12 protein-coding genes are annotated in these 12,500 nt (G+C 63.7%); 9 read left to right on the forward strand and 3 right to left on the reverse strand.

Annotation, left to right across the window (positions count from 1 at the left end):
* The first annotated feature begins 63 nt into the window (after window positions 1–63).
* The 3 genes from PCJ21_RS03740 to PCJ21_RS03750 are packed head-to-tail and all read left to right on the forward strand — an operon-like array spanning window position 64 to window position 4,566.
* Window positions 64–1,851, forward strand: a complete 1,788-nt coding sequence (locus PCJ21_RS03740; RefSeq protein WP_269930044.1) for an SARP family transcriptional regulator — start codon at window positions 64–66, stop codon at window positions 1,849–1,851.
* A gap of 58 nt (window positions 1,852–1,909) precedes the next feature.
* Window positions 1,910–2,878, forward strand: coding sequence for a phospholipid phosphatase (locus tag PCJ21_RS03745; RefSeq protein WP_442865953.1), 969 nt, complete (start codon window positions 1,910–1,912; stop codon window positions 2,876–2,878).
* Between the two features lie 11 nt (window positions 2,879–2,889).
* Window positions 2,890–4,566, forward strand: a complete 1,677-nt coding sequence (locus PCJ21_RS03750) for a S8 family serine peptidase (RefSeq protein ID WP_269930045.1) — start codon at window positions 2,890–2,892, stop codon at window positions 4,564–4,566.
* A 146-nt stretch (window positions 4,567–4,712) separates the two neighbouring features.
* Here the strand turns inward: PCJ21_RS03750 and PCJ21_RS03755 are convergent, their stop codons facing one another.
* Window positions 4,713–5,861 carry a pyridoxal phosphate-dependent aminotransferase gene (locus tag PCJ21_RS03755; RefSeq protein WP_269930046.1) on the reverse strand — a complete coding sequence of 383 codons (1,149 nt, stop codon included), beginning with the start codon at window positions 5,859–5,861 and terminating at the stop codon, window positions 4,713–4,715.
* Window positions 5,862–5,996: 135 nt separating this feature from the next.
* Between PCJ21_RS03755 and PCJ21_RS03760 the strand changes: the two genes are divergently transcribed.
* From PCJ21_RS03760 to aat, 6 genes are all read left to right on the forward strand, one after another.
* Window positions 5,997–7,397 carry a M48 family metalloprotease gene (locus PCJ21_RS03760; protein WP_269930047.1) on the forward strand — a complete coding sequence of 467 codons (1,401 nt, stop codon included), beginning with the start codon at window positions 5,997–5,999 and terminating at the stop codon, window positions 7,395–7,397.
* 140 nt (window positions 7,398–7,537) lie between these two features.
* Window positions 7,538–8,329, forward strand: a complete 792-nt coding sequence (locus tag PCJ21_RS03765) for a DsbA family protein (protein ID WP_269930048.1) — start codon at window positions 7,538–7,540, stop codon at window positions 8,327–8,329.
* 130 nt (window positions 8,330–8,459) lie between these two features.
* Window positions 8,460–8,894 carry a type II 3-dehydroquinate dehydratase gene (gene aroQ, locus PCJ21_RS03770; RefSeq protein ID WP_269930049.1) on the forward strand — a complete coding sequence of 145 codons (435 nt, stop codon included), beginning with the start codon at window positions 8,460–8,462 and terminating at the stop codon, window positions 8,892–8,894.
* 27 nt (window positions 8,895–8,921) lie between these two features.
* Entirely contained in the window at window positions 8,922–9,389 is a 468-nt protein-coding gene (gene accB / locus PCJ21_RS03775) for an acetyl-CoA carboxylase biotin carboxyl carrier protein (RefSeq protein WP_269930050.1), read from the forward strand.
* Between the two features lie 17 nt (window positions 9,390–9,406).
* On the forward strand, window positions 9,407–10,750 hold the full coding sequence (gene accC / locus PCJ21_RS03780) for an acetyl-CoA carboxylase biotin carboxylase subunit (protein WP_269930051.1): 1,344 nt from the start codon (window positions 9,407–9,409) through the stop codon (window positions 10,748–10,750).
* Window positions 10,751–10,762: 12 nt separating this feature from the next.
* Window positions 10,763–11,377: a leucyl/phenylalanyl-tRNA--protein transferase gene (aat, locus tag PCJ21_RS03785; RefSeq protein WP_269930052.1), complete on the forward strand. Its 615-nt coding sequence runs from the start codon at window positions 10,763–10,765 to the stop codon at window positions 11,375–11,377.
* Between the two features lie 4 nt (window positions 11,378–11,381).
* Here aat and PCJ21_RS03790 read toward each other — a convergent pair whose 3' ends face one another.
* On the reverse strand, window positions 11,382–11,753 hold the full coding sequence (locus PCJ21_RS03790; protein ID WP_333474381.1) for a hypothetical protein: 372 nt from the start codon (window positions 11,751–11,753) through the stop codon (window positions 11,382–11,384).
* Between the two features lie 68 nt (window positions 11,754–11,821).
* Entirely contained in the window at window positions 11,822–12,232 is a 411-nt protein-coding gene (locus tag PCJ21_RS03795; protein WP_269930272.1) for a DUF2155 domain-containing protein, read from the reverse strand.
* Between the last annotated feature and the right edge of the window lie 268 nt (window positions 12,233–12,500).

Consider the following 12,500-nt stretch of genomic DNA (forward strand, 5'->3'; position numbering starts at 1 on the left):
AAGCGATTCGACTTGTGCTACTCTCGCTTCGGGGGCGAAATGCCCTTTGCGAAGGTCGATGGAATGCCGGGTGACACCAGCACTCTATGCAATATCTATCTGTTCGGCGCCCTTGCGGTCACCGACACAGAAGGGGTTTCGTGCACGCCGAAGGCGCAGAAGTCCCGCGCCTTGATGGCGATGCTGGCGCTCGCCCCCCGCGGTTCGCGCTCACGCATCTGGTTGCGCGACAAGCTGTGGAGCGACCGCGGCGAGGAACAGGCAGCAGCAAGCCTGAGGCAGGCCCTGGTCGACGTGCGCAAGTCGCTTGGGCCGATCGCCGATCGCATCATCATTTCCGACAACCACACGATCTCGCTCGATCTCAACCGCGTTGCCGTGGATGCGCTGCAGCTGCTCGATCCGGCGCATGAAAGTGCGCTGCGCGACGCCAGTGCCGAAACATGGCCGGAACTGCTTGAAGGCCTCGATATCGGCGACCCCGAATTCGAGGAATGGCTGACGCTCGAACGGCAGGTCTGGCACGGACGCATCGAAAACACGCTCGGCCAGCGCGACGTCAGCCCGAAGGATCGCCGCGCCAACGGCTATGTCGGCGCGTCCAAACATCCTTCCGGCGCAGGCTCGCCCGACGACGGCAACCGCAAGGCGGCGCCCGGTCGCAGCAACAGCAGCGGCTGGGCGGTGGCGCTGCTGCCGCCATCCATTTCCGGAGATGTTTTCGGAGCGGCATCGCTGCCCGACCTGTTCACCGAATCCCTCGTACGCTCGTTGCTCGAAGGCGGAGAGCTGTCGATCTGCGACCTGTCGCGGCCCGAGCTTGCCTCGCTGCCCCAGGACGACGCGGGGTTCGACCCTGTGGCACTGGCCATCCAGGCGCGCTACCAGTTTTCGGCGCATCAGGTCTATGTCGGGGTGAGCATCCACCGCACCGCAGATCGCGGTCTGTTGTGGATGGGCGGGACCACGCTGGAGCGCCGGGCGACTGAAATGGGCGACACTTCCGCCGCACACCAGCTGATCAACGAGGCCATGGACGAGTTGCGCAAGTATTTCATCGCGCGCACCGAGCAGCCCGAGGGCGGCAACGCGACAGAGACCGAAAGCCTGTATGGCGCCGTCAACGCCATGTTCCACCTGTCACGCAACGACCTGGTGCTCGCGGAGGCTTCGCTCAAGCGCATGCTTGCGCAGCGGCCGACGTCACAAGCCTACGCCTGGCTTGCCTTCCTGATGACCTTCAAGGTCGGCCAGCGGTTCTCGGACGATGCCTCGACGATCGAGCAGGCACAGACCTATGCCCGCAAGGCGCTGGAGCTGGACGCCGGCAATTCGGTGACGCTGGCGCTGGTCGGCCACGTCCATTCGTTCCTTTTCGGCGAGTACGACTACGCTTCGGGCCTGTTCGAACGCGCAATCCGCACCAATCCGACGCAGGTCCTCGGGTGGGACCTCTATTCGATGCTGCACGCTTATGCCGGCCAGCCCAAAAAGGGCCTGAGCCTGGCGAACTGGGCGCGCCATCTCGGAGCCTACAGCCCGTACCGCTACTATTTCGACACGTCGCGGCTGATCAACGCGACACTTGCCGGCGACCACCGCGTCGCCATTGAGGCTGGCGAGGCGGCGCTGCGCGAGCGACCCGACTTCAATTCGCTGCTGCGCTATCTCGTGGCAAGCCACGCGCAGCTCGGCGATCTACGCGCCGCCCGTTCATTGCTCGGGCGATTGAATGCGGTTGAACCCAATTTCACGATCAGTTCGCTGATCGATGCCCGCTACCCGATCATGCGAACCGAGGGTGGCGCAAATCTGATCGCCGGTCTCATCAAGGCCGGCGTCAAGAAATAGCCAGCGACGCATCGCCGACCGGGCGTCGCTATCTCGACGACATCAATAGAGGTGTGCCGTGGCCGACAACGACAGTTTGGGGCAATGCGAAGGCGGTTTGTCCCGTTTCCTCGATGAATACCGGTTCAAGATTGCCGGCGATGACGTGGTACCTTGCGCGCAGGGCGACCGTCCGCAAGTCGTAATCGAGACGAAGGACGCTTCGGGCGCGACGGCAACCGTGATGATGGCGCGTGTGGCGATGGTGCTGAATGCCGGCGTCCAGAACAAAGCGTCGCTCAACAAAAACAAGAACAAAAACAAAAATAAGAACAAAAACAAGAACAAGGGCAGCGCGCTTCAGTCGGGTTCCGGAGGCGGCACGCAGAGCAGCCTGATACCCGCCTTCGAATTGCGACGGCTGCATACGCTTCCGTCGCTGCACGCCTTCACGGCGGCGAAGAAGTTCACCTGGGAGCAGCTCGACATACCGTTGCCGCCCGGCCCCGACGTCACGCGTCTCGAAACCACCGTCATGCTTTCGCTGCAGGCGCGCGACCGCGAGCGCTCGCGACGCAAGGAAGACATCGAACGCGAGGCGAGCCTCGACGTGTCGGACTTCACCAAGTCGCTGGGCATCGACGGTATTTCCGGATTCGAACAGACAGAGGGCCTGTTCCTGGCCATCCTGACCGCCTGCGAATATGTCGGCCTGATCTACAAGGCGAAATTCAACCGGACGCGCCCCAACCAGATCGAGCCCAGGCTGCGCCTGATGCTGCCAAACCCGGCGCACCAGGCCTATCCAAGCAACCATTCATTCCAATGCCACTCGATCGCCTATGCCTTCAACTCGATCCTGCCGGAACATTCCGCCACCGAGGAGTTGACCCGCATTGCCCGCAAGGTCGCGGAAAATCGCGAATGGGCCGGCCTGCACTACCCAAGCGACACCAACGGAGGCCGCGCCCTGGCGCAACGCTTCCAGCCCTACCTGCGCGACGCCTTCATGGCCGACTATCTGGCCGCCCAGCGCGAATGGCTTTGAGGACACCAGCGATGCCGAACGGAACCCAGCCTTTTTCATTCCAGCCGCCGCAGTCCTATTATTACCTGTGGCATCTCGCGGCCCTTGGCGTCATCGACGCGACATTCGGACCGCTGGCGACAGGCGGCGACACGGACGTTTCTTCGCCGACGATCACCGGAACTGTCTGGGACGCAATCGCGGCCAAATTTCCAGCTGCCGACACGCCGGCGACAGTCGCCCTCATCGACGTCGGCGTCAGCCGCAGCCATCCCAACCTGAAGAGCAGGCTCGACGTCATCAAGTCGATAGACCTGGTCAGCCACCCTTACGGGGCAAAGACAGTTGCTGCGCCGGCCGCCAGCCCCTTCGACCCGGAAGTGAAGGCTTCCTTTTTTGGCGGGCTGACGACCAATGGGCTCGGCGTCATGAACCTCAGCGCCGCCGAGGCGAACTACCTCAACAGCCTTGTCGCCGAACTGGTGCCCTCCGAAGGCGTGCTGCGCACCTTGATCGAGGGCGACGAGACATTTGGCAGCCACGGCACCGCCGTCGCGGGCCTCGCGGTTGGCGAGCCGGCGGCGTCCCCACCTGGCGACCCGACCGCAGCACCGCCGGAGACTTTGCTGGGCAACGACAGCGATGCGGTTCCAAATCGCAACCGCAACACCATTCCCTATTTCGGCGTGGACCCCTTGTCGAAGCTGATTTCGATCCGGACAGGGTTCGAGCAATGCGCCAATCAGTTCATCACCGCCTTCCTCTATGCATGGTCGAACGGCGCCGATGTCATCCTTTTGCCGCGCGGCATCCCGGATCCGGTCAGGGGCGCGCTGGGTCCGAAGGCGGAGCTGTCACAGGATCTGGATGACCGCACCAATTGGGAGCGGGCCGACCTGTTCGCACGGCTGGAAGAAGCCACGCCACCGACCAGCGAACTGCGCCCGCATGCGGTGGGCAAGACCGCCAATCGCGAAATCGGGTGGAATGTGCTGGCCAAGCTGATCGTCGCCATCAGCCGCAAGGTTCCGGTTGTCTGCGCCGCGGGCAACGATGGCGAAAGCCAACTGATCTATCCGGCCAATCTTGCCGCTGCCAACAACGGCGTCATCGCGGTCGGCGCCGTGACGCCGAACGGCTATCGCTCCGGCTACAGCAACTACGGCGTCAAGCTGACGCTGGTTGCACCCTCTGACGACTTCGAAATCCATACGCGCCACCAGACCCGCATCGATCGCACCGATCCGCTGGTCGAACAGCATTGCTATCAGCCGGGGTCGGGAAAGGTCGTTCCGCACAGTCACTACTCGCTGCTGACCACCGACTTGCCCGGAACGTTCGGATATGCCGGAGGTTCGGACCCCTACTCGACGATCCTGCCGCCCTACGACAATCCCGGCATCGGCGGCGGCTACTACACGGCCTTCGGCGGGACCTCCGGTGCGGCGGCACAGGTGGCCGGGGTTGCGGCGCTTATGGCGCGCGCCAACAAGGCCAAGCTCGGGCCGTCAGCCAAGCTTGACGGACTGGCGGCCAAGGCGATTCTCGTCGGCGCCTGTGACGACGACGCGGCCGTCAAACCGGGAACGACGCCGCTGACGCCCGATCCGATGAACGCCGACGACGAACCCGCCAAAGGCAAGGCGTATTTCTTCGGCGCCGGCCTGCTCGACGCGGGCAAGGCCGTCGCGGCAGTGCTTGGACCGTAGTCATTGGTTGCAGCGTCGGGATGCGGGCCGGGGGGCGCGTGTCTCGACTGTCAAGGGCAAGCCATCCTCCCCTTGCCCTTGCCCGCCCCGTCGGCATGCCGGCGGGGCGGATGGTTTGTCGCGCCCTGGGACCGGGCGTGTGAATGTCAGCGCAGCCAGCGCTCGATACGGTCCATTGCCTCGATCATCTCGTCATGGCTGCCCGCATAGGAAAACCGCATGTAGCGATGTCCAGCGAGCGGATCGAAATCCCTGCCGGGCGTCGCCGCGACATGCGCTTCGGCCAGCATTCGCCCCGCAAACGCCATGCTGTCGTTGGTCAGCCGCGACACATCGCAGAAGGCATAGAAGGCGCCATCCATCGGGGCAGCAAAGCTGAAGCCGAGTTCCGGCAAGCGCTTGGCCAGCAGTTCGCGATTCCAGGCGTAGCGCGCCTTGATCGCCTCGAGCTCGTCCGTGACGTTGAAGGCCTCGATGGCAGCCACCTGCGAAAGCTCGGGAGCTGAAATGTACAGCGACTGTGCGATGCGCTCGACCGGACGCACCAGGCGCTCCGGCAGCACCATCCAGCCGATGCGCCAGCCGGTCATGCAGTAGTATTTCGAAAACGAGTTGATGACGGTGACGTCCTCGTCGAAGGCGAGCGCCGTGACATCGGGCGCGCCATAGGCCAAGCGGTGATAGATCTCGTCGGAAATGACGGCGACGCCAAGTTCCTTCGCCGCGTCGATCAACGCCTTAAGCTCGCCGGCGGGCACGACCGCGCCGGTCGGGTTGGCCGGGCTCGCAAACAGCACGCCCTTCAGCGGCTTCTGCTTGTGCGCGGCGCGCAGATGTTCGGCATGAAGGTAGGCTGCCCCCTCCAGCTCGATCTCGACGACGTCGAGGCCAAGCGCCGCCATGATGTTGCGATAGGCGGGATAGCCGGGTGCGGCGATCGCCACCCTGTCACCGGCATCGAACATGGCAAGGAAGGCAAGATTGAAAGCAGCCGAAGAGCCGGTGGTCACGGCGATTCGCGAAACAGGCACTTTGATCCGGTAGTGTTCGGCATAATGCGCCGAAATCGCCTTGCGCAGGTCGGCCAGACCAAGTGCGTCGGTGTAGCCGATCCGGCCGAGCTTCAGCGCGGCTGCGGCTGCGTCGCGCACACGCTGCGGCACGGGGTCCGACGGTTGGCCCACCGCCATCGAAATGACCGGCGTTCCCAAGGCCTTGAGCCTGTTGGCCTCCGCCAGAACATCCATCGCATGGAACGGCTCGACCTCGCCCCGCCGTGAAATCGCAACAGCCATATCAGTCACCTTCCCTTGTCGTCCGCCCGCCGATGCGCCGCACAAATGCCCGATTGATATGGGGATCACAAGTTTATGAGTTCAAAGGACCGGCCTTTTCACAACCCGACGGCTCGTTTACGAGTGTTTCCTGCCATGCAGAGCCAAAATAGTCTTTCGCGTTTCATCGCAAGATCGGCGCGCGCCGTCACGGCAGCCGCCTTGTCCGCCGGTTTGACCATCGGCGCGGCAGGCAACGCGCATGCGCAAAGCGTGCCGATCGTCCGCGACGCCGAGATCGAAGCGCTGGTGCGCGACTATGCCCGCCCGATCCTGAAGGCCGCCGGGCTTGGCAACTCCGGCATCAACATCGTGCTCGTGAATGATCCGGCGTTCAACGCCTTCGTTGCGGGACGGCGCATTTTCATCAACACCGGCGCGCTGATGACGGCGGAAACGCCAAACGAGATCATCGGCGTCCTGGCGCACGAGGCCGGCCACATCGCCGGAGGCCATCAGGAGCGCTTGCGCGACCAGCTGGCGCGGGCGCAGACCATGGCGATCGTCGCCGGACTGCTGGGCGCCGGCGCGATGGTGGCAGGCGCTGCCACCGATACGCGCGGCCTTGGTGCGGCTGGCGCCGGCATCGTCGCCGGCGGCTCCGAAATGGCGCGGCGCGGCCTGCTCGGCTACCAGCGCTCGGAAGAAACCACCGCGGACCGTTCGGCGCTGACCTATCTCAATGCAACCGGCCAGTCGGCGCAGGGCATGATCAAGACCTTCCAGCGCTTCCAGAGCGCCCTGTCGCTTTCGGGCGCGAAGGTCGATCCCTACCAGGTCAGCCACCCGATGCCGCGCGAGCGCATCGCCAATCTCGAAACGCTGGCCCACGAAAGCCCGTACTTCAACAAAGCCGATCCGGAAGCGCTGCAGCAGCGCCACGACATGATGCGGGTCAAGATTGCCGTCTACACGCAAGGCCAGGCCGAAGCGTCGCGGCTGATGCGTAAGAATCCGGGCAGCCCTGCTGCGCGCTACGGCGACGCCCAGGCGACCTATCTGTTCGGCGACCTGCGCTCGGCACTGGGCAAGACCGATGCATTGGTCAAGGCGCAGCCGAAGAACCCCTATTTCCACGAATTGCGCGGCGATATCCTGATGAAGTCGAACAAGCCTGCGGCGGCGGCGGAAGCGTATGCTTCGGCGGTTCGGCTCGACCCGGCGAAGTCAGGCATCCTGCCGATCCAGCTCGGCCAGGCCTATCTCGCCATGGGAACGCCAGACGCCCTCAAGAAGGCGGTTGCCGAGATCCGCAAGGGCCTCGACCGCGACCGTGAGAACGCCGCCGGCTACCGCTATCTGGCGCAGGCCTATGGCATGCAGGGCGATGTCGCCGACGCCGACCTTGCCACCGCCGATGGCCACTACTACAGCGGCGCCTATCAGGATGCGAAGATCTTCGCGATGCGCGCGCAGCAGAAGCTCAAGCCCGGCTCGCCGGGCTGGGTGCGCGCCCAGGACATCATCAACTACAAGAAGCCGGGCAAGAAGAAGTGACGCTTCGCCCGGCTCAAGGCCAAGCCAGACCCAAACACCTAGATGCAGGCGCAAAGCGCCACGAAACTTGAGATTTTGCGCACGTCCGGGAAGATCGAACTTCTCGCGCCACGCACAAGCCGAAAGCCGGAGACCAGACAATGAAAAAAGCACTTCTTCTTGGCACCAGCGGGATTGCCGCGGCCATGGCCATGGTTGCGTTCGGCTATCTCGCCGCCGCTCCGGTGACCGCCCATGCCGAAGGCGCAGCGCCGCTCGACCGCAAGCAGGTCGAGACGATCGTTCGCGAATACCTGCTCGACAACCCCGAGGTGCTGCTTGAAATGCAGGGCGCGCTCGAAGCCAAGCAGAAGGAAGAGCAGCGCGTCGCCCACCTCGAGGTGATCAAGCAGAACAAGGACGAGATCTTCAACTCGAAGTACGACGGTATCGTCGGCAACCCCGACGGCAAGGTGACCATCGTCGAGTTCTACGACTACAATTGCGGCTACTGCAAACGCGCGCAGGCCGACATGCATGCGCTGACGCAGGAAAACCCCGACCTGCGCTTCGTGCTCAAGGAATTTCCGATCCTCGGACCGGATTCGCAGAAGGCCCACGTCGTCTCGATGGCTTTCCGCAGCCTGATGCCCGAAAAATACGGCTCGTTCCACGACAAGCTGATGGCGGGCGAAGGCCGGGCCGGCGAAGACAGCGCCATCAAGCTGGCGCTCGAACTCGGCGCCGACGAAGCCAAGCTGCGCGAAGCGATGAAGGCCCCGGAGATCGTCGAGGTGTTCAACCGCACCTACGAACTGGCCAACAGCCTGCAGATCAGCGGCACACCGTCTTACGTCGTGGGCAACGAGGTTGTCTTCGGCGCGCTCGGCAAGGATGTGCTGTCCGAGAAGATCGCCGCCGCCAAAGCCTGCCTGGCCGATTCCAGCTGCTAAACAGGATGGTTCGGCCGCGACCGCTGTGGACAGCGCAAGAAGTTGCTTGCGCTCTTTTCGCGGCGGCTTATGCCGATTATAGAGGGTCCGCCGCGCCAGAAAGGATCTGGCGGGTGGAAAGGTCTGTAGATTGAAAACGATTTTCGTCCTCAACGGTCCGAACCTTAACATGCTGGGCAAACGCGAGCCCGGCATTTATGGCGGCAAGACGCTGGCCGACATCGACGCCGACTGCAAGGCAGCCGGCGCATCGCTCGGGCTTGCGATCGATTTTCGCCAATCCAACCATGAGGGCGATCTGGTCGACTGGATCCACGAGGCTGGCGAAAAAGCGGCCGGCATCGTGCTCAATGCAGGCGCCTATACCCACACCTCGATCGCTTTGCAGGACGCCATTCGCGCGGTCTCGCCCTTGCCGGTCGCCGAGGTGCATCTTTCCAACATCCACGCCCGCGAACCGTTCCGCCACAAGTCATTGGTGGCGCCGGTGGCGGTGGGCATGATCTGCGGCTTCGGCCCACTCGGATACACGCTGGCGCTGCAAGCGCTGGCTGCCCGGCTCTGACCGGCAACAGACAGAAAAGGTTTGAACATGGCGACGAAGAAGAACGATGGTTTTGACCAGCAGATCGTCCGCGACCTCGCAGGAATTCTGAACGACACCAACCTGACCGAGATCGAAGTCGAACTCGGCGATCTGAAGGTGCGCGTGTCGCGCCAGACGCAGGCCGTACATGCCGTGGCAGCGCCGATGCAGATGGCTGCGCCAGTGGCAGCGAGCGCTGCGCCTGTGGCTGCGGCCGCCCCTGCCGTCGTGGACGTCTCCAAGAACGCGGTGCCCTCGCCCATGGTCGGCACGGCCTATCTGGCGCCGTCGCCCGACGCCAAGCAGTTCATCGAGGTCGGCGCGTCGGTCAAGGAGGGCCAGACCCTGCTGATCATCGAAGCGATGAAGACGATGAACCAGATTCCCGCACCCCGCAGCGGCACGGTCACCGCGATCCTGGTCGAAGACGCGCAGCCGGTCGAGTTCGGCATGCCGCTCGTCGTCATCGAATAAGCCGGAAGGCTGGCGCAATGTTTCAAAAAATCCTGATCGCCAATCGCGGCGAAATCGCATTGAGAATTCTGCGCGCGGCCAAGGAACTCGGCATCCAGACGGTTGCCGTGCACTCCACGGCCGACGCCGACGCCATGCATGTGCGGCTTGCGGACGAAAGCGTCTGCATCGGACCGCCGCCGTCGCGCGACAGCTATCTCAACATTCACCAGATCGTCGCGGCCTGCGAAATCACCGGCGCTGACGCTGTCCATCCCGGCTACGGCTTCCTCGCGGAAAACGCCAAGTTCGCCGACATCCTGGCCGCGCACAACATCACCTTCATCGGCCCGTCGGGTGACCACATCCGCATCATGGGCGACAAGATCGAGGCCAAGCGCACCGCAAAGCGCCTGGGCATCCCGGTCGTCCCCGGCTCCGACGGCGGCGTCACCGACGAGAAGGAAGCCAAGCGCATCGCCGCCGAGATCGGCTACCCGGTCATCATCAAGGCATCGTCCGGCGGCGGCGGCCGTGGCATGAAGGTCGCCCTCACCGAAGCGGACATCGACGTGGCACTGGCCACTGCGCGCTCGGAAGCAGCCGCAGCCTTTGGCGACGACGCGGTCTATATCGAAAAATACCTGCAGAAGCCGCGCCACATCGAAGTGCAGGTGTTCGGCGACGGCGCCGGCAAGGGCGTGCATCTGGGCGAACGCGACTGCTCGCTACAGCGCCGCCACCAGAAGGTCTGGGAAGAGGCCAATTCGCCGGCCCTGAACGCCGAGGAGCGCACCCGCATCGGCAACATCTGCGCCAAGGCGATTGCCGATCTCGGCTATTCGGGCGCCGGAACGATCGAGTTCCTGTACGAAAACGGCGAGTTCTATTTCATCGAAATGAACACCCGCCTGCAGGTCGAGCACACGATCACCGAGGCGATCACCGGCATCGACCTGGTGCATGAGCAGATTCGCGTCGCCTCGGGCGGCGGGCTGTCGGTCACACAGGACGACATCCGCTTCCACGGCCACGCCATCGAGTGCCGCATCAACGCCGAGGACCCGCGCACCTTCGCGCCCTCGCCCGGCACGATCACGCACTTCCACACGCCCGGCGGGCTCGGCATCCGCGTCGATTCGGGCGTGTATTCCGGCTACAAGATCCCGCCCTACTACGACAGCCTGATCGGCAAGCTGATCGTGCACGGCCGTAACCGCGTCGAATGCATGATGCGGCTCAGGCGCGCGCTCGACGAATTCGTGGTAGACGGTGTGAAGACCACGTTGCCGCTGTTCCGCGATCTCGTCGGCAATCCCGACGTCGCCAATGGCGACTACGACATTCACTGGCTGGAAAAATACCTCGCGAAAGGCGAGTAGACTGGCGGTCACGTGACCCGTCCCTATGCGCCCGGCTACAGCATACCTACGGACCTTCTGCTGAAGGCCTATGCGTCGGGCGTGTTTCCGATGGCCGAAAGCGCCTCTGACCCGGAAGTCTTCTGGGTCAGACCCGAAACGCGCGGGGTCATTCCACTGGACGCGTTCCATGTCCCGCACAGCCTGGCCAAGGTGATCCGACAGGGCCGCTTCGAACTCCGTATCGACAGCGATTTCGCCGGCGTCATCGACGCTTGCGCCGAAAGGCGCTCGGGCCGCATGTCGACCTGGATCAACGGTCCAATCCGCGAAGCCTACACGCGCCTGCACAGGATCGGTCATGCGCATTCGGTCGAAGCCTGGCGCGACGGACAGCTGGTCGGAGGGCTCTATGGCGTGTCGCTCGGCCGGGCCTTCTTTGGCGAAAGCATGTTTTCGCGCGAGACCGACGCCTCAAAGGTCTGCCTGGTGCATCTGGTCGAACGGCTGCGCGTGCGCGGGTTCGTCCTGCTCGACACCCAGTTCACCACCGACCATCTCAAGCGCTTCGGCGCCCTCGACGTGCCGCGTGACAAGTATGAAAAGATGCTGGCCGCCGCGATCAAAGGCAATGCTGCCTTCGCCTGAAAGCTCAGCCCTTGCCGATGGCTGGCGGCATTGGCGCATGCGCATGGAACATCATCTTCCAGCCCTGGAGGCGGTGGACGTAGCCGGTACTGACAAGCGCGGCATAGGGGTCGCCATTGGCTCGCACGCCCCTTGCCTCGTATGTCAGCACGACGAAGTCGCTGGCGGGCTCGACGATGCCTTTCAGCTTCATCTCGAGGTTTTTCCAGCGGTTGGGCTTCCTTGCGGTGGCGGCGAGATCGGCGTTGCTCATCACCCCGGCCATGTCGGGAAACGCCACCAGGCACTCCCGGTCGGCATTCTCGGCGAAAAATGCCTCATCGCCGGACCAGAATTCACGCTCGAGTTCGAGCAGTTCATCACGATTGACGCTCACTGCAACATCCTCCGTCACGTTGTCCATGGGTCAACGTGAGGCGGCCGATACCGTTCCGGCAAAAACGCTCAGTTTGTCTTGGTGGCTTCCGGCGAGGGAACTTCGGACTTCTGCTTGCAGCCCTTCAGCCAGACGTCATAGACCGCGTGCTCGACGGCATTGAGGCCCGGGCTTTCAGCGAACATCCAGCCTGTAAAGATGCGGCGGATCTTGCGGTCGAGCGTGATCTCGTCGACCTCGACGAAAGAATCCGTCTTCGGCTCCTCGTTCTCCGGACGCGAGTAGCAGACACGCGGCGTCACCTGCAGCGCGCCGAACTGGACCGTTTCGTCGACATAGACGTCGAAGGTGATGATGCGGCCGGTGATCTTGTCGATGCCGGCGAACTCGGCGATCGGGTTCTTGATGCGCTGCGGCGGCGCTGCAACCTTGGGCGCGGCCTGGGCCTGCTCAGGCGCCGGTGCAGCCTCTCCCGGCAACGGCTGAACGTCGAGTGCGGGAAGATCGTCGCCCTGCTCCACCTGCTGGTCGAGCGGCAGACGTTCGATGCTGTCCTGGGCGCTGGCCTGCGCGAGCCCGGCGCACAGCGCCACGGCGGTCAGCAGCGCCTTTGCCTTCAAACGTCGGTTCGACGGAACACGGCCTGGAGTTGTCATACAGTCGTTACCGCCATTGCGCCCGAAGCGTCCTTCACCCGGTGATTCCCCTTGCGACAAGGCTAGTTTCCTGACGCCGATGGGCAAGCAG

This window comes from Aminobacter sp. HY435, assembly GCF_027568395.1.
GTDB lineage: Bacteria > Pseudomonadota > Alphaproteobacteria > Rhizobiales > Rhizobiaceae > Aminobacter.